At 68.7% G+C, this 21,333-nt stretch carries 19 protein-coding genes; 8 read left to right on the top strand and 11 right to left on the bottom strand.

All coding sequences use genetic code 11. The features are described from left to right. Nucleotides 1-2 precede the first annotated feature (2 nt). Genes VK98_RS19075 through VK98_RS19125 form a run of 11 tightly spaced genes read right to left on the bottom strand, consistent with a single transcriptional unit; the run spans nucleotide 3 to nucleotide 13,781 of the window. Nucleotides 3-866 (bottom strand): acyltransferase, encoded by an 864-nt coding sequence (locus VK98_RS19075; protein ID WP_197083106.1) that lies wholly within the window; start codon nucleotides 864-866, stop codon nucleotides 3-5. Further along, nucleotides 863-2,290: an O-antigen ligase gene (locus tag VK98_RS19080; RefSeq protein WP_197083107.1), complete on the bottom strand. Its 1,428-nt coding sequence runs from the start codon at nucleotides 2,288-2,290 to the stop codon at nucleotides 863-865. The genes VK98_RS19075 and VK98_RS19080 overlap by 4 nt, the downstream gene beginning before the upstream one ends. Next, nucleotides 2,287-3,390, bottom strand: coding sequence for a glycosyltransferase family 1 protein (locus VK98_RS19085; protein WP_048415561.1), 1,104 nt, complete (start codon nucleotides 3,388-3,390; stop codon nucleotides 2,287-2,289). The genes VK98_RS19080 and VK98_RS19085 overlap by 4 nt, the downstream gene beginning before the upstream one ends. Then, nucleotides 3,374-4,627: a glycosyltransferase gene (locus tag VK98_RS19090; RefSeq protein WP_197083108.1), complete on the bottom strand. Its 1,254-nt coding sequence runs from the start codon at nucleotides 4,625-4,627 to the stop codon at nucleotides 3,374-3,376. Before VK98_RS19090 ends, VK98_RS19085 begins: the two co-directional genes overlap by 17 nt. Next, a complete protein-coding gene (locus VK98_RS19095; RefSeq protein WP_053077489.1) occupies nucleotides 4,624-5,958 on the bottom strand; it encodes a cellulase family glycosylhydrolase in 1,335 nt (444 codons plus the stop codon). The genes VK98_RS19090 and VK98_RS19095 overlap by 4 nt, the downstream gene beginning before the upstream one ends. Then, nucleotides 5,951-7,135 carry a glycosyltransferase gene (locus VK98_RS19100; RefSeq protein WP_048415562.1) on the bottom strand — a complete coding sequence of 395 codons (1,185 nt, stop codon included), beginning with the start codon at nucleotides 7,133-7,135 and terminating at the stop codon, nucleotides 5,951-5,953. Before VK98_RS19100 ends, VK98_RS19095 begins: the two co-directional genes overlap by 8 nt. Further along, nucleotides 7,132-9,126: a lipopolysaccharide biosynthesis protein gene (locus VK98_RS19105; RefSeq protein WP_048415563.1), complete on the bottom strand. Its 1,995-nt coding sequence runs from the start codon at nucleotides 9,124-9,126 to the stop codon at nucleotides 7,132-7,134. Before VK98_RS19105 ends, VK98_RS19100 begins: the two co-directional genes overlap by 4 nt. Before the next feature lie 27 nt (nucleotides 9,127-9,153). Continuing rightward, complete coding sequence (locus tag VK98_RS19110) at nucleotides 9,154-9,960, bottom strand: polysaccharide biosynthesis/export family protein (RefSeq protein ID WP_048415564.1); 807 nt, start codon at nucleotides 9,958-9,960, stop codon at nucleotides 9,154-9,156. 5 nt (nucleotides 9,961-9,965) lie between these two features. After that, nucleotides 9,966-10,880 carry a glycosyltransferase family 2 protein gene (locus tag VK98_RS19115; protein ID WP_048415565.1) on the bottom strand — a complete coding sequence of 305 codons (915 nt, stop codon included), beginning with the start codon at nucleotides 10,878-10,880 and terminating at the stop codon, nucleotides 9,966-9,968. Next, nucleotides 10,877-12,340: a mannose-1-phosphate guanylyltransferase/mannose-6-phosphate isomerase gene (locus VK98_RS19120; RefSeq protein ID WP_048415566.1), complete on the bottom strand. Its 1,464-nt coding sequence runs from the start codon at nucleotides 12,338-12,340 to the stop codon at nucleotides 10,877-10,879. The genes VK98_RS19115 and VK98_RS19120 overlap by 4 nt, the downstream gene beginning before the upstream one ends. Nucleotides 12,341-12,347: 7 nt before the next feature. Beyond that, nucleotides 12,348-13,781 carry an undecaprenyl-phosphate glucose phosphotransferase gene (locus VK98_RS19125; protein ID WP_048415587.1) on the bottom strand — a complete coding sequence of 478 codons (1,434 nt, stop codon included), beginning with the start codon at nucleotides 13,779-13,781 and terminating at the stop codon, nucleotides 12,348-12,350. Between the two features lie 237 nt (nucleotides 13,782-14,018). Between VK98_RS19125 and VK98_RS19130 the strand changes: the two genes are divergently transcribed. From VK98_RS19130 to VK98_RS19165, 8 genes are all read left to right on the top strand, one after another. Beyond that, nucleotides 14,019-14,198: a DUF3460 family protein gene (locus VK98_RS19130; protein ID WP_019101069.1), complete on the top strand. Its 180-nt coding sequence runs from the start codon at nucleotides 14,019-14,021 to the stop codon at nucleotides 14,196-14,198. Nucleotides 14,199-14,259: 61 nt separating this feature from the next. After that, entirely contained in the window at nucleotides 14,260-14,928 is a 669-nt protein-coding gene (locus VK98_RS19135; protein ID WP_048415567.1) for a class I SAM-dependent methyltransferase, read from the top strand. 266 nt (nucleotides 14,929-15,194) lie between these two features. Further along, nucleotides 15,195-15,605: a biopolymer transporter ExbD gene (locus tag VK98_RS19140; RefSeq protein ID WP_043592471.1), complete on the top strand. Its 411-nt coding sequence runs from the start codon at nucleotides 15,195-15,197 to the stop codon at nucleotides 15,603-15,605. Further along, a complete protein-coding gene (locus VK98_RS19145) occupies nucleotides 15,602-16,468 on the top strand; it encodes an energy transducer TonB (RefSeq protein ID WP_048415568.1) in 867 nt (288 codons plus the stop codon). The genes VK98_RS19140 and VK98_RS19145 overlap by 4 nt, the downstream gene beginning before the upstream one ends. Nucleotides 16,469-16,572: 104 nt before the next feature. Continuing rightward, nucleotides 16,573-17,862 carry a Tol-Pal system beta propeller repeat protein TolB gene (tolB, locus tag VK98_RS19150; protein WP_082159135.1) on the top strand — a complete coding sequence of 430 codons (1,290 nt, stop codon included), beginning with the start codon at nucleotides 16,573-16,575 and terminating at the stop codon, nucleotides 17,860-17,862. Nucleotides 17,863-17,876: 14 nt separating this feature from the next. Beyond that, nucleotides 17,877-18,404 carry a peptidoglycan-associated lipoprotein Pal gene (pal, locus tag VK98_RS19155; protein WP_048415569.1) on the top strand — a complete coding sequence of 176 codons (528 nt, stop codon included), beginning with the start codon at nucleotides 17,877-17,879 and terminating at the stop codon, nucleotides 18,402-18,404. Nucleotides 18,405-18,574: 170 nt separating this feature from the next. After that, entirely contained in the window at nucleotides 18,575-19,321 is a 747-nt protein-coding gene (gene ybgF, locus VK98_RS19160; RefSeq protein WP_048415570.1) for a tol-pal system protein YbgF, read from the top strand. 333 nt (nucleotides 19,322-19,654) lie between these two features. After that, complete coding sequence (locus VK98_RS19165; protein ID WP_156187965.1) at nucleotides 19,655-21,316, top strand: hypothetical protein; 1,662 nt, start codon at nucleotides 19,655-19,657, stop codon at nucleotides 21,314-21,316. The last annotated feature ends 17 nt before the right edge of the window (nucleotides 21,317-21,333 follow it).

Below are 21,333 nucleotides of genomic sequence, written 5' to 3' on the forward strand. Positions count from 1 at the left end.
CATCAGTGGAATAGCGTGAACAGCCCCTTGCCGCCCACCTTGTAGTTGAGATCGCGCGGCCGCTCGCCCATGGGCTTGGCACCGCTGCCGCCGACGATTTTGTACGGCGCCACTTCCTTGCCCACCACGGTGTTGGCGGTGACCACCGCGCCGCGGCCGATGCGCGCGCCGTGGCCGATCAGCGCGCCGGTGGCGATCCAGGCGTAGTCATCGATGTAAACCGGCGCCGACACCGACCAGAACTCCGGCGCGCTCAGGTCGTGGCTGCCGGCGATGATCTTGGCGTAGGAGGCGACGGCGACGTGGTCGCCGATGATCAGCCCGGCGCGGGCGTCCAGCAGGCAATGCCAGGCCACGCAGCTGTCCTCCCCTATCACCAGATTGTTGACGCCCAGCACCTCGGTATTGCGCCACACGCTGGAGCCCTTGCCGATGCGCGCGCCGCCCAGGCGCAGCCAGGCCAGCCGCAGGTGGTGGGACGGCAGCTTGTTGATCAGAATGTTGTAGCACTGCTCCCAGGCGCGCAGCCAACGGTCCTTGAAAGTGGGCCAGTTGAGGCCGTAGCGCGGCACCAGCTGGGTGGGGATTTCGTCGCGCAGCATGGCGTAGAAGCGGCGCGCCAGCGGGTGCGGGATGCGGCTTTCCATATCCACGGAAACGATGGACACCCGCGGTTCGGCGGCGTCGCCCTCCTCGAAGGCCACGTTGTTGGCCAGCATCCAGTCGTAGGCGGCGGCCAGCTCCGCCGTCGGCTCGCCCAGGCGCGCGGCGTAGCCGGCCAGCCGCTCGCGCAGCGCGCAGCTGTGGTGGATGCGATGGCGCAGCGTCAGCGCCGGCGGCGCGGGGGGAAGATCGGTCGGGTTCATCGCGGTTTCGCTTTCGGATCGAGTGGCGCGGAGCCTGCCGGCGCGATGGGGGTCAATAGCGGGTCTCCGCGGCCGGCCAGCCGGCGCGCCGCTTGCAGATTGACGCCCATCAGCAGCCAGAACAGGCCGATCAGCACCATGGTGAAGCTGTAGTAGTGGTCGAACAGGCCGGTGAGCAGCGCCGCCAGCAGGCCGGACAGAGTGCCGAGCCAGATCGCGCGCTCCGGGTCCAGCGCGGACAAGGGCCCGCGCGGCCGCGCCTCGCGCCACCAGGCGACGGTGACGGCGACGAAGAGCAGCATGCCGGGCGCGCCCAGCTTGTAGACGAAGTTGAGCCACAGATTGGAGATGCCGAGCAGGCCGCTGTCCGGCGGTGGCGGGTCCACCTTGAAACCCAGGCCCAGCGGATAGGCGCGCACCGCGTCGGGGAAGCGGCGGTATTCGTCCATGCGCACCTCGGTGCTGGCGTTGCTGGCGGAGAAAGTGGTGGCCAGCCTTTCTTGCAAGGGCGGGTAGAACAAGACCAGAGCCAGGCCCAGCGCCGCGGCCAGGCCGATGATGCGGCCGGCGTGCGGCGCGCGCCGCCAGCTCAGCCACAGCAAGACCAGCGCCAGGCTGACGATGGCCCCGCGCGAGATGCTGAACAACAGGCCGGCCGCGCCCAGCAAGGCCACCGCCAGGCCCAGCCACCGGCGCCAGCCGCGCTGCGCCAGGCCGTAGAAGAAGGCCAGCGGCAGGAACAGCGCCAGCGCGCCGCCGGTGAGATTGGGATGCACCCAGGGCGAGGCCATGCGGGTGTAGTTGGCGGAGAAGATGTCGCGCACCGCTTCCGGGTGGGCGTAGCGCAGCTTCTCCAGCACCGGGATGAAGCTGTTGGCGTCGCGGTCCTTGAGGAAGTAGCCGATGGACAGCAGCAGCATGGCCAGCGTGCCCAGCAGCAGCATCACGATCAGGCGGTCGCGGCTGCGTTCGTCCGGCAGCAGCAGCGGCGCCAGGAACAGGGCGGACAGATTGAGCAGCCAGCGCGCCCAGTTGACCGGGCCGTTGCCGTCGGCCTGCACCATCAGCTGGCCGGCCAGAAACGGCAGCAGGCTGAAGGCCATCAGCCACAGCAGCCGCCGTTCGACGCGGCCGCTCGGCCATTGCAGGAGGCCGACGGCCAATCGCGGCAGCGCGCCCAGCCAGGCCAGGCCCAGCAGCGCCTCGGACACGGTGACGCGCACGCCCAACTGCACCGTGGTGTAAGGCATCAGGGTGGCGGCGAAGCCGAACAAAACCAGACCCAGCAGCGGCGCGCGCAGCACGGCGACGCCGGCGCAGACGGCGGCCAGCGCCAGCGCGGCGGCGGCCGGGCTGAGCAGGGCCAGCAGGCCGCCGAACAGCAGCCCGCAGGCCAGGGCGAGCACGCGGTTCAGCGGCGTCATGCCAGCAACCGGTCCAGCAGTTGATCGACGCGGCGGCGATAGGCGTCCATATCGTAGCGGCGCGCCCAGGCGCGATTGGCGTCGACGTCGCCGTCCGGCCCGGCCGCGGCCAGCCTAAGCATCAAGGCTTGCAGTTCGCCGGCGTCGTTGGGGGCGAAGCGCGCCGCCTGCGGCGGCGCGACCTCATCCAGCGCCGACCCGGTGGCCACCGCCACCGGCGTGCCCTGCGCCAGCGCCTCGATCACCGGCAGGCCGAAGCCTTCGGCGTAGGACGGCTGCCACAGCCGCTCCGCCGCCGCGTACACCGCGCTCAGCATGGCGTCGTCCAGATCGTTGAGCCAGATCAGGCCGTCCAGCCGCCGCAACTCGGCCGGCAAGTCTTCCGGCCGCGCCACCAGCGCCAGCGCCGGCAGATCCGGCTGGCGTTGGCGCGCCTTCCGCCATTGCTCGACGAACCAGGGCATGTTCTTGCGCGGCTCGCGCGCGCCCACCGCCAGCCAGTAGCGCGCCGGCAGCGCGGCCGGCGGCGCCGCGGCCGGCGAGGCCGGCTGCGGCACCGCGTTGGGCAGCAGCGCCAGCTTGGCGCGCTGGCGCGGAAACAGCCGCGCGGCGGCGTCGGCGGTGAATTGCGACGGCGTCCAGACCGCGTCGGCGCGCTGCAGGGAGCGCGCGGTGCCGGCCCAGTCGATCACGCGATAAGCCAGCGCGCGCAACAGGCTGACGTGGTAGTTGTCCAGGGTCAGCTGAAACACGTCGTGCAGCAGCATCGCGTAGCGCACGCCGCCGGGCGCGCGCCAGGGCGGCAGGCCGGTGTTGGCGGTGGCGATGTAAAGGTCCAGCCGGCGGGCGCGGATGGCCTGCGGCAGGAAGCGGCACTCGAAATGCCAGCGCTCGCGCGGGCGGTGCAGGCCATCCGTCGGGCTGGGCCGCGCCGGGCATTCGGCCAGCCGCCGGTGGGGATGGTCGGCCGGACAGGCGGTGAAGCGCAGCACTTCCACATTAGGCCGCGCCGCCAGCGCGGCCTCCAGCGCCAGCACTTGCCGCGCGATGCCGGAGCGCGGCGCGGCGGTGACCGGGCGGTAGTCAATTCCGATGCGCATGTCTCAGCTCCCGATACAGGGTTTCCAGCTGGTCGGCGGCGATGGCCCAATCGTGCCGCCGCCGCACGTATTCGCGCCCGGCCGCGCCCAGGCTGGCCGCGCGCTCCGGCCGGCTCAGCAGCGCGGCCGCCGCCTCCGCCAGCTGCTCGGCGTCGTCGCCGCGCAGGTAGTCGCTGTCGGGCCGCAAGTCCAGCCCGGACGCGCCCTGCGGCGTGCTCAGCAGCGCCAGGCCGGCGGCCAGCGCCTCCAGCACCTTGAGCTTGGAGCCGCCGCCCTGGCGCAGGCCGGCGATGAAGGCGGCGGCGCGGCGCTGCTGCGCCGGCAGCTCCGGCACAAAGCCCAGCCACTCCAGCCGCGAGTCCGGCCAGCGTTGCGCCCAGTCCTCCGGCATCGCGTAGCCGCATATCGCCAGCCGCGCGCGCGGCAGCTGCCGCCACAGCCGCGGCATCACCTCCTCCGCCAGCCAGACGGCGGCGTCGCGGTTGGGCGGGTATTCGAAATTGCCGACGAACAGCAGACGCTGGCTGGCGTAGTCCGGGCGGACTTCGGCGAAGGCGTCGGCGTCCACGCCGTTGATCACCACGTCCACCAGCCGGCCGCTGTGCTGGGCCATCGCCGCGGCGTCTTCCCAGGTGACGGCGGCGACGCGTTCGGCGGCGTTCAACGCCAGGGCCGCCCAGCGCCGATAGCGCCAGCGGTCCCACCACACGAAGGGCGCGCACCAGCGCGGCAGGTGTTGGTAGGTGGCCGCGCCCAGCTCGGATTCGACATTGTGTTCGGTCAGCAGAAAGGGCTGGCGGCGGCGGTCCAGCGCTTCCAGGAAGGGCTGCAAGCCGTAGCTGTGCTCGATCTGCACCACGTCCCAGCGCTGGCGCAACAGGCCGTCGAAGGTGCGGCTCAGGTCCGGCGACAGGCCGTTGACGCTGGCCAGCAGCGGATACGGGCCCAGCGCGGCGGCCAGCAGGGTCAGCGGGTGCTTCAGCGGGCGGCGCGGCAGCACGATCAGCCGCTCGACGATGCTTTCCAGCTGGCGGCGGCAGGCGTCGCTGGCCGGCTCCTTGCTTTGCACCAGCAAGGTGATGCGGTGGCCGCGCGCCGCCAGCGCGCGCAGCAGCTGGAACTGGCGCAGCTTGCCGCCGCTGGTGGTGGGCCAGGGCAGATAAGGCAGGGTCCACAGGATGCGCAGCGGCGGACAGCCGCCGGCGGACAGCGGGGGGAGCGGGAAGGCCGGCTTCATTCTCGCCACTCCAGGATTTGCAGCTGCGGCTTCACCGTCACGCCAAGGCTGTCGCCGGCGGCGCTCAGCTTGGCGCTGCTCCCGCTCAAGGGTTGGCTCAGCGTTGCGCGGGCGACGCCGGGCAGGCGCGCCGCGCCGCCGTTAGCGCTCCAGAACATCCACAGCCGCGCGCCGTCCGGCTTGCGCCAGCCTATGCTGTACAGGCCGTCCGGCGCGGCGTCCAGGCGCGGCGGCGGCGCCGGTTCCAGCCGCGGGCCGGTGATGGCGAGGAAGCGCGCCAGGGCCTGGTAGGCCGGCTTGGGCTTGCCGGCCAGATCCAGCAGGCCGTAGCCGCGGTCGCGCGCGCTGGCGCGCTGGTCCAGATCGGACAGCGCGAACAAGAAGACGCGGTCGTAGTCCAGCGCGCTCATCAGCGCCAGCCGGCGCAATAGATAATCCGCCTGGCCGTCGCGGCCGATGATGTCCTGCTCCTCCTTGGGCCCGGCGTAGCTGGACCAGCCCCATTCGGTGGCCCAGATGCCCGGCGCCTTGACCTGGCGCAGCCGGGCGTTGATCTGCTGCGCGCGCAGCACGAAGTCCCGCGTTTTGGGATCGTCGCCCTCCGGTTGCTGGCTGTACGGGTGGTAGGCGACGATGGTTTTCAGGTTCAGCGTGCCCTTCTTGCCCAGCTCCTCCAGCATCAGGCCGCCGCGCACCGGCATCTGGCTGTAATAGGCCATGCCGGCCATCACCACCGGCTTGCCCGGCGCGGCGGCGCGCAAGGCTTCGGCGCTGGCCTGCAGCAAGCGGCCGTAGCCTTCCGGACTGGGCAGCGGCCGCCAGAAGCCGGGCAGATTGGGCTCGTTCCACACCTGCCAGGCGTCCACCGCCGGATAGCGCCGCGCCAGCATGGCCATGCGCTTGGCGAACACCTTGTCGTCCTTGGGCGGGAACTGGTCGCTGGGGCCCAGCAGCGGCAAGGCGCTGCTGGCGAAGGGCGCCGAGCCCACCAGGTAGAACACCGATTTGAGCTTTTGCGCCTTCAGTTCGTCCACCAGTTGGTCCAGCGGCGCGAACACGAACTGGTTTTCCTTGGGCTCGTGGCGGTCCCAGTGCAGGTCCACCCGCACCCAGTTCAGGCCCAGCGCCTTGAGCTGCCGCATCTGGCGCTGGTATTGCGGCGGCGTGAACCACAGGAAATGCGCGTTGACGCCGAGAAAGTCGCGCCACACCACCGGCCGGCCGGCGGTCAGCTCGGTGGTTTCGGCGCGCAGGCCGGCCGCGGCCATGAGCAGGGCCGCCGCAGCCAGGCCCAGCAGCCGACACGACGCCGCGCCGCGCGCGCTAGCCATGCGCCCTCTCCCCCAGCGCGGTCCGGAACAAATGGAGAAACTGCGTCGCCACGCGCGGCCAGGCGCGTTCCCGGCCCAAGACCCGCGCCTGCTCGCTGTGCCGGCTCAAGCGCTCCGGCTGGCGCAGCAGGCTGATCAGCGTCTGGGCCAGCGCCGCGCTGTCGCCGCGGGCGTAAACCTCGCCGTTGCCGAAGGAGGCTTCCTCCGCCAGCGCGCGCGCGTCGGAACAGACCACGCCGCGGCCGCAGGCCACCGCCCAGGACAGCGCGCCGCTGGCGCCGCACATCCGGCCCAGCAAGGACAGCTTCCACGATTCCCGATACGGCAGCACCATGGCGTGATTGGCCTGGATCAGCGCGGGGATCTCGGACGCCGGCAGGTCCGGCCGCCACTCCAGCATGTCCCGGTGCAGGCCCAGCAAGATGGCCTGCTGGCGCAGGGCTTCCAGATAGGAGCCGGAACGGCCGAAGGCGACGTCCGGCGCCACGCCGCCCGCCAGGGTCAGCCGCACCCGGTCGCGGGTGTCCGGCGCTTGCTGCAGCAGCGCCAGCGCGTCCAGCACGTCTTCTATGCCCTTGCCCTGGTAGATGTAGCCGAAGTACAGCAGCCGCAGCGGCCCTTGCGGCGGCAAGGCCGGCAACGGCTCGGCGGCGATTTCGCGGTTGCCGTGCGCAATGTGGAACACCCGCCCGTCCGGCAGCCGCATCCGCCGGGCCAGCCGTTCCGCGCCGGTGGAGGTCAGCGTCACCAGCCGGGTCAAGCGCCGGGCCAGCCGCCGCTCGCGCGCCAGCGTCAGCGGAGCGGCCAGCAAGGCTGCGGCCTGGGCCAGCCGGCGCGGCAGCCACCGCGGCAAGCCGGGCGGCCGCCAGACCAGGCGCTCCGGATCATGGACGGTGGCGGTCAGCCTCAGCTCCGGACAATGGCGCGCCAGCCACTCCAGCGCCATGAATTCGCCGCAGCGGCCGCCGCCCAATTCCGCGTGCACCAGGTCGAAACGCCGCCAATCCACCTTCTGCATCTGCCAGGACAGTTCCAGCGCGTTGCGCGCCAGCGGTTGCCCGTCCAGCGGCGCAATCACGCTGACGCCTTCGTTTTCCAAAGCCCGACGCCAGGCGGCGGCGTAGTCGGCGATGCCGTTCTGCTCCGACGGCAGCGGAGCCAGCAGGGCGATCTTCATCGGCTTTCTCCTTTCCAGCGCGCCGCGCGTCTCAGCACGGCGGCGGGGATTTCAAAACGGCGGCGGTTGAGCACGATGCCGTCGACTTGCTTGAACGCGGTGCGGAGGATGGACAGCGCGTTTTCCACCACCGGCACGGTGGAGGCGCGCGCCTCCACCACCAGCAGGATCAGGTCGGCGCGCTTCAGCCGCACCAAGGCCTGCTGATTGTCGAGCAGGGCCGGCGCCTCGATCAGCGCCACCTCGCCGGCGCCGACGCTCGCGTCGCCGTCGGCCAGCCGCGCCGGCACGCCGCGCTCGGCCAGCGCGCGCAGGAAATGGCCGGCGACGAAGCTGACGCCCTCGCCGCGCCGCGACGATGCCAGGCCGATAACCAGGCCGTCCCGCGCCAGCCTGTCGGCCGGCAGTTGGCTGTAAAGACGGTAAACGCTGGCCTCGAAAGCCGGCGGCGAGGCGCTGCCCGGCTCCAGTTCCATCAGCGTGCTCCACAGCGGCGCGCCGAAACGGCGCTCTACGCCGCCGCCGTCGTGGATGCGCTGGTCCAGCAGGTAGCACAGGTAGAGCGCGAACAGCCCCACCGCCAGGCCGGCCGGCACAGCGGCCAGCAGGATGGCCAGGCTCTTGGGAAACACCCGCGCCGGGCTGAAGGTGGCTTGCTCGATCACCGCGATATTGCTGATGCGGCTGTTGTCCAGCTCGCGGTCTATGCGCGCCTTCTCCAGGCTGTCGCGGTAGAGCAGGTAGTTCTTTTCCGCCACCGCCAGATTGCGCTCCAGCCGCGACAGCTCCGGCTCCACGCCGAGAATGCGCGCGCGTTCGTCCTTCAGCGCGGCGATGGCCTTGTCGTAAGCCGCCACCTTGGCCTTCAGCTCGCCGGCGCGCATGCCGCGCTCCAGTTTGCCGCGCTCCAGCAGATTGACGAGGTCGCTGGGCGCGCGGTTTTCCGAGCGCTGCACCGTGTCCTTTTCCCGCGAGATCAATGCCTTGAGCGCGGCGATGTTTGCGTCCAGCTCGCGGATGGGCGGCGCGTCCGGCAGATAGGTCTTGAGCTTGTCCAGCCGCTCCAGCTCCAGGCCATTGAGCTTGAGCTTGAGGTCCTGCTGCGCCGGGTTCAGGCTCAACTCGCGCTCCTTGACGATTTCGCGCGGCAGCTTGCCGCCGCTGGCCTGGGCGTTGGCGATGCCGCCCTGCGCCGCCATCCAGTCCGCCTGATCGGCGCTGCGCGCCGCCTCCAGCTTGTTGAGCTGGTCGGTCAGGCTGTCCAGCCGTTCTTTGGAGCTGATGCCGTCGATCTGGCGCAGCTGCTGGCCGATGCGCTCCTTGTAGCCGGCGATCTGCTCGGCCAGCTTGCCGCTCTCGGTTTCGTAAAACGCGTACAGGCTTTTGCGGCCCAGCGCGCGGCTGCGCTCGTCGATGTACAGCGCCAGCCACTTGGCCAGCACTTGCTGCGCCACCGCCGGATCGTCCCAGCTGAAGGCGATCTCCATCACCGCCGAGCCGCTTTGGTGGCTGACGCTGAATTGCTTTTCCAGCTTGGCGGCCAGCCGCTCCCGTGGAGTCTGCGTTTCCACCACCCCGATCAGGGCCAACGCGTCGCGCGCGCCGTCCAGCGCCGCGCCGGCCGCCTGCTTGAGCCGGTACTTGAAGGTTTTCCACCAGCCTTGCGGCGGCGGCGAGCGCATCTCGTTCAGGTAGTAGTCGGCCACCTGGTGGATGATGGGGCGGCCGGTGAGCAGCTTTTCCTCGTCGACGATGGGGTCGCGCTGGGTGCTGGGCGCCACCAGCGTCGGGCGGTCGGCGTATTCGATGGGCAGGGTGCTGGTGTCGCGGCCGGGCTTGACCAGCAGCCGCGCCTCGGATTCGTAGCGGGCCGGCAGCAGGAAGGCGCCCAGCGCCGCCACCAGCACGGTGGCGGCGAAGGCCCATTTGAACTCTCGCCGGAAGATGAAGAACAGGCGGGCCAGATCGCGGAAGGAGCGGATTTCTATCATGTCGCTGTCGCCGGTGCGGACCAGGGGCTAACCGCCGGCCTTGATGGTGGGGTTGTTCTGGATGTTGACGTTGTTGCTGCCCTTGCCGCCCAGGTCGTAATTCAGGCCTATGCCTATCGCCTTGGAGAAGGGCAGCAGCTGGTTGACGTACATGTCCACGCCCTCCACCGCCTGGCCGATGGCGGACTTGGGCACGAATACGATGTCGCCGCGCTGCAGCATCACCCCGCGCCGCCCGGCGGCCGGGTCCAGCATCCGCGCCAGGTCGGTGAAATAGATCTGGTACAAGCCGGTCTCGTCCATGCGCAGCAGCGCCACGTGCTCGCTGTCGGCGGACGGCAGCACGCCGCCTGCGCCTATCACCGCCTGCTCGATGCTGGCGGCGGCGCTCAGTTCGAAGGCGGAAGGATTGCGCACCGCGCCGCCGACGAAAACGCGGTTGCCCGGGGCGATGGCGATGTTGACGGTGACCTGCGGTTGCCGGTACAGCGCGGACAGCCGCTCGGTGATCTCCGCGCCTATCTCCTCCGGCGTGCGGCCGCCGCCGCGGACCAGGCCGGCGTTGGGATAGGAAAAGCTGCCGTCCGGACGCACGAAGAACAGCGCCATCTCGTCTTTCTCCGCCGGCGATTGCGCGTCGCGGACGATGCGCAGGGTGTCGCCGTTCATCACCCGGGTGAGCGGCGGCGGCAATTGGCTGATGTCGCGCAGCGCCAGCCGCCGCGCCTCCACGGTCTTGGCGTCCGGCAGCGCGATGGTGCTGGGGGTGGAACAGGCCGTCAGTCCGCCCAGGACGGCGGACAGCAGGACGGCGGCGAGCTTGGCGGTGGTCATCGCATTCATTTCCAGTAAGCGGGGAACATGCTGAGGCGGCGCTTGAGCGCGCGCGGCAGCCAGCGCTCGGCGTGGCCCAGCCGGTAGCCGGCCAGCTTGAGCGCGCAGCGCAGCAGCACTTCGGACTGCCGCCACGGCTGGCCGGCGCGACGGACCGTTTCCAGCTCCGAGCGCAAAAAGCGCCGCCCTTCCGCGCCGGCGCGGCCGAAGCGTTCGGCGATCCAGCGCTCGCGGCCGTAGAACACGCCGATGTCGAAGTAGCGGCGCATTTCCTCCAGCAGCCCGTAATCGTGCGAATGGTGGACGCAGGCGGCGGCCTCGTAACGCACCGCCCAGCCGGCCAGCAGCATGCGGCCGGCGACGTGGGCGTCCTCGGAGCCGATCACGTCGGCGGGAAAGCCGCCCACCCCGCGCAGGGCCTCGCGGCGATAGGCGGCGAAGGAGTCCGAGCTGAAGCAGGTCTTGATGCCCAGCTCGGCGGCGTCGGCCAGCCGCTTGGTGCGGCTGAACGGCGGGTAGTTGAAACGGCGCGCGTGCGCGCCCAGCAGGCCGGCGTCAGGCTGCGGCAGCTGGCGGCCGTAGGCGACGCCGATGTCGTCCTCGACCAGCAGCGCGTCGCGCAGCCGGCGCAGCGCGTCGGGCCCGGCCGGAATGGCGTCCTGGGTCAGATAGATCAGCACCTTGGCGTCGGTCAGCTCGCTGGCCAGCCGGCGGGTGCCGCCGTGATTGAAGTCCGCGGCGCGCACCGGCACCACGCTGGCGCCGGCGGCCAGCAGGCGCGCCCGGCTGCCGTCGCTGGACTCGCTGTCCAGCGCCAGCCATTCGTCCGGGCGCAGGCTTTGCGCCGCCAGCGCCGGCAGCAGCCGGTCCAGGTGGCGGCCGGCGTTGCGCACCGGCAGGATCAGCGCGGTGCGGCTCACGGCGCGGCCTCCGAGCGGCCGTAGTCGTCGGCGAAGCGCACGATGTCGTCCTCGCCCAGGTATTCGCCGCTCTGCACCTCGATCAGCACCAGATCGATCAGGCCGGGATTGCTCAATCTATGGGTTTCGCCGGCGGGAATAAAGGTGGATTCATTGGTGTGCAGCAAGCGCTCTTGCTCGCCGTGGGTCACCGTCGCGGTGCCGCTGACCACGATCCAGTGCTCGCTGCGATGGTGGTGCATCTGCAAGGACAGCGCCGCGCCCGGCTTCACCACGATGCGCTTGATCTTGTAGCGCTCGCTGTCCGCCAGCACGGTGTAATGGCCCCAGGGCCGCTGCGAGCTCAGATGCAGCCGCCAGGCCGGATGGCCCTGGTCTTGCAGCCGCCGCGCCAGCTCGCGCACTTCCTGGCTGCGTCCGCGGTCGGCCACCAGCAAGGCGTCCGGGGTGTCCACCACCGCCAGATTGTCCACGCCCAGCATCGCGATCAGCCGGCCGCGGCTCTGGATGAAGCAATCATGGCTGTCCCGCAGCAGGGCGTCGCCGCTGACGCGGTTGCCGTCGGCGTCGGCCGGGAATTGCTCGGCCAGGCTGTCCCAGTTGCCGATATCGCTCCAGCCCAGTTCGCAGCGCACCACCGCCGCGACGCGGGTGCGCTCCATCAGCGCGTAATCGATGGAGATATCCGGGCAGCGGCCAAAACGCTCGCGCTCCAGCGCGCGCAGCCGGTGGTCCGCGTGCAGGGACGCCGGGCTGTGCGCCAGGCAGTCCCGCACCGCCGCCAGCACGTCGGGCGCGTGTTCGGCCAGTTCCGCGCACAAGGCGGCGGCGGAAAAGCAGAACATGCCGCTGTTCCATAAGTGGCGGCCGCCGGCCAGATAGCCTTCGGCGGCGACAAGGTCCGGCTTTTCCACGAAGCGCGCCACCTCCTGGCCGTCCGCGCCTATCGCCGCGCCGGCCTCGATATAGCCGAAACCGGTTTCCGCGCGGCTGGGCGTCAGGCCGAACACGACGATGCGGCCGCCGCCGGCCAGACGCGCGGCTTTCTCCACCGCGGCGGCGAAGGCGGCCTCGTCGGCGATCAGATGATCCGCCGGCAGCGCCAGCAGCAGCGGATTGGACTCCGGCTCGCGCTCCAGCAGGTCCGCGGCCGCCGCCGCCAGCGCCGGGGCGGTGTTGCGCCCTTCCGGCTCCAGCAGCAGCTCCAGCGCCAGCCCGCCGGCGTTGACCGCCCGGCACTCGTCCAGAGTGCGCAGCTGCGCCTGCTGATTGGTGATGATGATCACCCGCTTCACCCCGGGCAGGCGCGCGGCGCGCAGGAAGGCTTTCTGCAACAGGCTCTGGTCGTCGGCCAAGCGGATGAAGGGTTTGGGAAACGCCTGCCGCGACACCGGCCACAAGCGGGTGCCGGCGCCGCCGGACACGATGCAGGGAATCAGTTCTGGAGTATGGGTTTGCATGGCGGCCTCAATAGGCTTCGTCGGCCGACAGCACGGCCGGCAGGGTGCGGATCAGGATGTAGGCGTCGAACCACAGCGACCAGTTCTCGATGTATTCGAGATCGTGCGCCACCCGGCGCTCTATCTTGGCCAGGGTGTCGGTTTCGCCGCGGTAGCCGTTGACCTGGGCCCAGCCGGTAATGCCCGGCTTGACCCGATGACGGGCGGAATACTCCGCCACCGCGTCCTCGAACAAGACGCCGGCGGCCTTGGTGGCGGTGGCGTGCGGACGCGGCCCCACCATGGACATGCTGCCGCCCAGCACATTCAGCAGCTGCGGCAGCTCGTCCAGGCTGGTCTTGCGGATGAAGCGGCCGACGCGGGTCACGCGCGGATCGCGGCGCGTGGTTTGCGCCTCGGCGTCGGCGTCGGCCTGCTCCACATACATGGAGCGGAATTTGTAGACCTCGATCAGGCGGTTGTTGTAGCCGTAGCGCCGTTGCCGGAACAACACCGGCCCCGGCGAATCCAGCTTGATCGCCGCGGCGATCAACAGCATCAGCGGCGCGGCCGGCGCCAGCGCGCAAGCGGCCAGCAGCACGTCCTCGCAGCGCTTGAGCAAGGGCGACCAGCCCTTGAGCGGCCGCTCGGAAATATTGAACATCGGCAGCCCGGCCACCGCGCTCACCCGATGATGGGCGTGCCGCAAACCCGCCATGTCCGGCGCCAGCAGCACCGTCACCGGCAAGCGACGCAGCAGGCTGACCAAATCCCCCATCCGCTTCACCGCCGCCCAGGGCAGCGCCACCAGAATCTGCTGCACCTGGCCCTCGCGCACCCTCTCCTCCAACTGCCGCATGCCGCCCAGATAGGGCAGGCCCGCCATCGCGTATTGCAGACGGTCGGAACGGTCGTCGACGAAGCCGACCACGCAGGCGCGGATGTCCGCGTTCTCCCGCAGAAAGCCGGCCAGCAGATGACCGCTGGCGGTACAGCCCAGGATCACCGTGCGTTGCAGGCCCACGCCGCGGCGCACCAGCCGGCGGCACCAGACATGCACCAACAAGCGCTGCGACAACAACAAAGCCAGCGTAGCCGCGAACCAGGACGGCCATAGCCGGTCCGGCAAGGCCGCCAGCGCCGGCGACAGCCCGCGCGCCAGCCACAGAACAGCAAACAGCAGCGCGCACGCCGCGGCCAGGGGCCGCAAACGCAGCTGGCGCAAAAACATGCCGCCGCCGTAAACGCCCAGCGCCTGAAAAGACAACAAGGCCAGGACTCCGGCCAGCAACAACACCTGGGCGGCCTGCCCGCGGGCCGCCGCCGACGCCGGTTCAAGCAGCAGCAGCGCGCCGCCGGGCGCCAACACCATCGCCAAGTGCGTCAACCGAGCCAGCAACCTCAGATAGGTCAAGGTCTCGGGGTAGAACTGCACCAGGCTGTCCACATTGCGAATTCGCATCACATAAACCATTAAGTTTAATTTGATTAAACAAATCCACCTTTTCAGTTTAAAATTTCTCTTTAATGTCTTTAAATCTTTTACGCAATATCGCAGCAAAGCGCGTTTCGCGCAACTAGGATTTGCGCTGTGCTGTGAAATCTGTTGTCAAAATGAATGTAAAGCGCGGCCATCAGGCTGACTGCGCGGCGATTTATCGATTAAAATCACGGCATCAGCCTTAGAAGGAACGATGCGATGTATCAGTCCGATTTCACCCAATTCATCAACGGCTTCCTGGAAGAACACCCGGAAGTGGACAGCCAGCGCCGCGAACTGCGCCTGACCCTGTGGGATCGTCAGCTGAACGCCGACGACCAGAAGCGCTGGAAAGAATCCCGCGTGCCGCAACAGCCCTACGTTTACCAGCCGGAATAAGCCCGGCTCCCGCCTGACCCGACGCCCGCGCCGCGGGCGTTTCCGATTGCACTGCACCCCCATGACCAGCCGCACCGTGGCGCTAGACGGCGCCTTGCACGACTACCTGCTGAACATCAGCCTCAGCGAACATCCGGTGATGCGCGAGCTGCGCGAATTCACCGCCACCCACCGCATGGCCAAAATGCAGATCGCGCCGGAGCAAGGCCAGTTCATGGCCTGGCTGGCGCAACTGATAGGCGCGCGCCGCTATCTGGAGATCGGCGTGTTCACCGGCTACAGCTCGCTGGCGGTGACCTTGGCGATGCCGGAAGACGGCCGCACGCTGGCCTGCGACGTCAGCGAGACCTTCACCGACGTCGCCCGCGACTACTGGGCCCGCGCCGGCGTCGCCGATCGCATCGAACTGGTGCTGCAGCCGGCGCTCGCCACCTTGCGTCAGCAACTGGACGCCGGCCAGGCGGGCCAGTACGACCTGGCCTTCATCGACGCGGACAAACCTTCCTACCGCGACTATTACGAAGCCTGCCTGCAACTGGTGCGCCCCGGCGGAGTGATCGCCATCGACAACATCTTCCTGTCCGGCCGCGTGGTGGAACCCAAGCCGGAAGACCCGCCCGGTGTCCACCTGATGCACGAATTCAACGCCGGCCTGAAACACGACCCGCGCATCCGCATGTGCGTGCTGCCGGTGGGAGATGGGCTGACCTTGTGCACGCGGCTGGCCTGAGCCCCCCAGGCGACCGCGGCCATGAACTTTTCATGATCCGCCGCGGTCTGACCCGCTTTAGAACGTGTTTACGATCTCGCGAGCTAAGGCGAGACAAGGCGAAAACCGCTGAGAAAGCGGAATGTACGAGTGGTACATGAGCATTTCGAAGTTGTTTTCAACGCCGTATCGCCGACGCGCAGCAGATCGTAAACAGGTTCTTAGCCGGCCCACCTAGACCGGAGCCCGGTGTATCATGACCGCTTGCCAACGCTAACAGACGCTCCATGCTCAATCGCCGTCCCCGCCGCCAGATGAACCAGATGAACGTCGTGCCCTACATCGACGTGATGCTGGTGCTGCTGGTCATCTTCATGGTGACCGCGCCGATGTTCACGCCCGGCGTGATCGAAGTGCCCAGCGTGTCCCAGGCCGCCAGCATCGACACCCGTCCGCTGGAAGTGACCGTGGACGCTCAGGGCAAGATCCAACTGATAGACAACGACCGCAAGACCGACGTCGCCTCCGTCGCCGACCTGGCCGCGCAGATCCAGGCGCTGGGCGCGGCCGAGCGCCCGGTGGCCATCTCCGCCGACGCCAACCTCAAATACGCCGAGGTCGTGCAGATCGCCGACAAACTCCACCAGGCCGGCGTCAAGCGCGTGGCGCTGACGGTCAAGCAGCAAAAGCAGGGATGATGGCCGCAGTGTCCACCTCGCCGCGTCCCTGGTCGTTGATCGTCTCGGTGCTGCTCCACGTCGTCGTGGCCGGCCTGCTGCTGTGGGGCGGCTTCCACTCCCAAACCTTGCAGGAACAAGCCCCGGTGGCGCTGGAGCTGTGGACCACCGCGCCGCCGCCGCCCGCGCCGACCGTGACCGCCGAGCCCAGGCCGGCGCCGACGGTGGAGCCGCCGCGCCCCGCCGTGGCGGAGCCGCCCGCCGACGTCAACCTGGGTCGCCACAAAAAACCGCCGGAGCCGCCCAAGCTCAAACCGGAGCCCAAGCCCGAGCCTAAGCCGGAACCCAAGCCGGAGCCGGCGAAGAAGCCCGAAGCGAAGAAAGCGGACCAGCCCGCCGAGAAAAAACCGGAGGCCAAAGCGCCGCCGGCGCCGGCCAAGCCGCAAGCCAAGCCCAAGCCGTCCAAGACCTACAATCCGGAAGCCGACGACCTGCTGGCCAGCCTGGACAGCCCGCGCACCAGCGGCAAGGCCAATGCGCGCAGCGATCAGGCCGGGTCGCCCAACGGCGTGGCCGGCGGCGCGGCCAACGGCTCGTCGACGGCCAAGGCCGGCTGGATCAGCCGGGTCAAGGCCAAAGTCACCCCCTTGGTGCAGGTGCCGCCGGAGCTGAGCGGCAATCCCAAAGTGGTGTTGCAGGTCAGCCTGCTGCCCTCGCTGGAGGTAAACCGGGTGCAACTGCTGCAAAGCAGCGGCAGCAAGGCCTACGACGACGCGGTGCAAAGGGCGATCTGGGAAGCGAAAACCTTCCCGGCCTTGCCGCCCGGCGCCAATTTCAACGACGGTTACCGGCAGTTCAAAATGGAATTCCGTCCCAAATCATAAGACGGCGATATACGCCGGCATGCGCGAAGCGCAAGGCGGAACCAGGCTGACCATGCCGCCGTGCATCGGGCTTAGCATGCCGATAGACTGACTCGAGGGAACTAATGTCCAGCTTCAAAACTCTGTTGAATGTGCTGCTCGTCACGCTGGGCCTGCTGGCCGCAGGCGGCGCGCAAGCGGAAATGACCATCGAGATCGTCGGCGGCGGGGCCAATCGCCACGCCATCGCCATCGCGCCGTTCAAGGACGAAGCCAGCGCCCAGGGCGGGCTGAGCCCGGTGATCAAGAACGATCTGACGATTTCCGGCGCCTTCCGCATGGTGGACGCCGCCGGCGTGGCCAACACGCCGTTCGAGCCCGCCGACATCCGCTACCCGCTGTGGCAGGCCGCCGGCGCGCAGTCCGTCGCCATCGGCAAGGTGGAGGCGGCCGGCGGCGGCCAGTTGAAGATCAGTTTCCGGCTGATGGACGTCGCGCAGAAGAAACAGCTGACCGGCGGCGAATTCACCGTCACCCCGGACCGCACCCGCCAGGTGGCGCACGCGATCGCCGACATGATTTACGAGGCGATCACCGGCCAGAAGGGCTTCTTCAACACTCGCATCGTTTACGTGCTGAAGACTGGCGGCAGCTATCTCTTGCAAGTGGCGGACGTGGACGGCGGGCGCGCCCAGACCATTCTGCGCTCCAGGGAGCCCATCATCTCCCCGAGCTGGAGCCCGGACGGCGGACGCATCGCCTACGTGTCGTTTGAAAGCAAGAAACCGGTGGTCTGGGTGCAGAGCCTGGCCACCGGCCAGCGTTTCGCCGCCGCCAACTTCAAGGGCAGCAATTCCGCGCCGGCCTGGAGCCCGGACGGCAGCAAGCTGGCGGTGGTGCTGACCACCAGCGGCAACTCGCAGATCTATGTGATCAACGCCAACGGCGGCGGCGCGCGCCGGCTGATGTACAACGGCGGCATCGACACCGAGCCCGCGTGGAGCCCGGACGGCGGCAGCCTGTATTTCGTGTCCGACCGCGCCGGCGGCCCGCAGATTTACCGCGTGTCCGCCGACGGCGGCAACGCCCAGCGCGTCACCTGGGAAGGACGCTACAACGTGTCGCCCAAGGTGTCGCCGGACGGCAAGACCCTGAGTTACATCCGTCGCGAGGGAGGCAACTTCCGCGTGATGGCGCAAGACCTGGCCACCAACGACAGCCGCGCGCTGTCGGACGGCGGCTACAACGAACGCCCAAGCTTCGCCCCCAACGGCCGCATGGTGCTGTACGCCAGCGACGCCGGCGGCAAGAGCGTGTTGTACGCCGCCACCACGGATGGCAGCAGCAAAGTGAAATTGGCCGTTATCAACGGCGATGTACAGGACCCGGCTTGGGGCCCATTTAATCGTCCTTAATTGGAGCTATTGATATGAACTGGAAACAACTCGTCCTCGGCACCGCCACCGTAACCCTGCTGGCCGCCTGCGCCAGCACCAAACCGGCCGACACCAGCGCCGGCACTCAGCAGCCGACCACGCCGCAAACCACCGCGCCGGTGGACACCGGCAGCGGCAACCAGAACCAGGTAGCTGTGGATCCGCTGAACGATCCCAACAGCCCGCTGGCCAAGCGCAGCGTCTACTTCGCCTTCGACTCCTCCTCCGTCGACGCCAACGGCAAGCCGGTGGTGGAAACCCACTCCGCCTACCTGAAGCAGAACGCGGACAAGAAAGTCATCATCCAGGGCAACACCGACGCCCGCGGCAGCCGCGAATACAACCTGGCCCTGGGCCAGCGCCGCGCCGAGAGCGTGAAGAAGGCGATGGAAGTGCTGGGCGCCAAGGAAAGCCAGCTGGAAGCGGTCAGCTTCGGCAAGGAAAAACCGCGCGCCACCGGCAACACCGAGTCGGACTTCGCCGAGAACCGTCGCGCCGACATCGTGTACCAAGGCCACTAAAAGCACTGGGTCTGTTTACGACGCCGGCCCTCCGGGCCGGCATTACAGCCGGACATCGGGCGGATGCGCTTTCGCGCGCTTGCCGTTAAGATATCCGGCTGTATTCATTGCCACCCAACTCACTAGCGTCGTCCCCTCCGGGCCGGACGGCGGGACATCCCGGGACAACCATGAAACGGCTCACCCTTTGCAGCGCGCTGCTGCTGGTCCTCACCGGCTGCGCCACCACCGGCGATCTGGAAGAAACCCGCCGCCAGCTGGACCAAGTCAACCGCCAGGCCTCCACCCGCCTCAATGAAGTGGAAAGCAAGCTTTCCAATGAAAAGCTGCTGGAAATGGTCAGCCAGCTGGAAGCGATGAAGGCCGAAGTGGCCAAGCTGCGCGGCGACGTGGAAGTGCTGAACTACAATCTGCAAACCACGCAGAAACGCCAGAACGATCTGTACAACGACCTGGACGGCCGGTTGGGCCACCTGGAAAACAGCGGCGCCAAACCCATGCCCGCCACGCGCGGCGACGCCGCCGCAGGCTCCGCGGACGGCGGCGCCACCACCAGCCCAGATTACGACAAGGCGCTGAACCTGCTGCGCGCCCGCGACTTCGCCAAGGCCGCCGACGCGCTGCGCGGCTTCATCGAGCAAAACCCGCAGGCGCCGCAAGTGGCGGAAGCCACCTACTGGCTGGGCGTGTCCCACACCGCGCTGCGCCAGTACGACGCCGCCATCGACATCCACCGCCGCTTCGTCGAGCAATTTCCGGACAACCACTTCGCGCCGGAAGCCCTGCGCAATATCGGCAACTGCCAGCGCGATCTGGGCCAGATGGATCAGGCCAAAGCCACTTACAAACGCCTGATCAAACTGTATCCCAAGACGGATTCCGCCCAAAAAGCGCGCCAGCAACTGGCGAAAATGTAACACCCCGGCCGGCTCTCCTCCGGCCGCCATGCCCCATTTTGACGCCAGCCCGCCGCGGCTGGCTTTGTCTTCCTCGTCGTTTTCGCCGCCGGCAAATCTCTGATTTTTCAATAAAAAATTAAAACACAAATAATTATAACCGGCGGTTATCAGCCCGCCGCACCAAAATGGCGCAGCGCGCCGTCGCCCTCAGCCGCCTTGCCTCCCGCGTCCTCTTGTCTTGTCCATGCGTTTTCTCTACCCATCATGCTTATCGCATGACAATATATTCATTCTGGGTTTAAACCCAGGATAAAAACACAAACGACAAGATATACAAAGGAGTCACCCGTGATGAGAAACACACAAGCAAGCGGAACCCAATGGTTCCGGCTTGGCGCTATCGCCGTGGGCGTAGCGCTGATCGGCGGCCTCTCCGGCTGCGAGGACGACGGCAGCACCCCCGGCGGCGGTTCCGGCCATCATGGCGGCAGCGGCCGCCTGGCGGTGGAAATCTTCGGCAACCGCGGCGGCGTGCTGACCGCTGTGCCCAGCGGCTTGTGCCTGGGCGAGCCGCGCGTACAGTGGAGCAACGGCGCCCGCGGCTTCAGCGCCGACGACAGCGCGCCGGACCAGCCGCTGACCGCCACCGTCAGCTGCGCCTTGACCAGCGCCAGCCAGACCCTGGTGCCGCAAAACGTGTTCAGCGCGCCGTCGGTGTTCGCCGTGCTCAAGGCGGACCGCACGCTGGCGGTCTGGGGCAGCCGCCGCCTGGGCGGCGACACCTCCTCCCTGCCCGCCCAACCGCAAAACGTGGTGGCGGTGGCCGGCAATGAACGCGCGATGGCCGCCTTGCAGGCCGACGGCACCGTCGTCGGCTGGGGCCGCGCCGGCTCCGGCGCCAGCTTCGCCGGCTCGGTGGGCATAGGCAGCGCCGACGCCACTTCGCCGGTGGCGCCGCTGAACAAAGTTTCCAAACTGTGGCCCACCAAGCGCGGCTTCGTCGCCCTCAACGGCGACGGCAGCGCCACCAGCTGGGGCAATATCGAAACCACCTTCGACGGCAGCGGCGGCTCCAAATCCATCTCCTCCTACTTCGACGCCGGCCGCCTGGCCGCGCTGAAGGACGTCGCCAGCGTCAGCCACAACCTGGGCGCGGTGGCGGTGCTGAAGAAAGACGGCAGCGTGCTCGCCTTCGGCGACCCCAACTCCGGCGGCGACGCCTCGCCGCTGGCCGCCAAGCTCAACAACGTGGCCAGCATCGCCGCCACCGACTACAACTTCGCCGCGCTGAAAAAAGACGGCAGCGTGGTGGTGTGGGGCCTGAACTGGGACGGCCAGACCAGCGACTACTACGACGGCAGCGAGCCCATGCCGGCCGGCGTCAGCGCGGTGCAGACCAACCTCAACGTCTTCGCCGCGCTGAAGCAGGACGGCTCGGTGGCCACCGTAGGCAGCGCCTACTTCGACCGCGGCGCCGACACCGGCCCGGTGGCCGGCAGCCTGGCCGGCGTGGCCAAGCTCTACGCCAGCAAGACAGCCTTCGCCGCCTTGCGCAAGGACGGCAGCGTGGTCACCTGGGGCGACGGCGCCCGCAACGACGCCAGCGGCGTGCAACACCAGCTCAACCGCGTGCGCTCCATCGCCGCCACCGAACTGGCCTTCGCCGCGCTGCGCCAGGACGGCAGCGTGGTGACCTGGGGCGATGAACTGCGCGGCGGCGACAGCAGCGCCGTGCGCCACCGCCTGCGCGATGTGGTGGCCTTGTTCGCCAACGACTACGCCTTCGCCGCATTGAAGGCCGACGGCAGCGTGGTCACCTGGGGCGCGCCCACCCATGGCGGCGACAGCGCCGCCGTCCGCTCGCGCCTGGTCAACATCCGCGCCGTCTACAGCACCCCGCTCGGCGGCTTCCTCGCCGTGGCCAAGGACGGCAAGTTCGTCGCCTGGGGCAGCCCGTCCGCCGGCGGCAATGCGCCGGCCGGCCTCGCCGCCATCCCCTACGTCAAGAACTAAGCCCCCGACGCATTGGA

Source organism: Chromobacterium sp. LK11 (assembly GCF_001043705.1).
Classification (GTDB): Bacteria; Pseudomonadota; Gammaproteobacteria; order Burkholderiales; family Chromobacteriaceae; genus Chromobacterium; species Chromobacterium alkanivorans.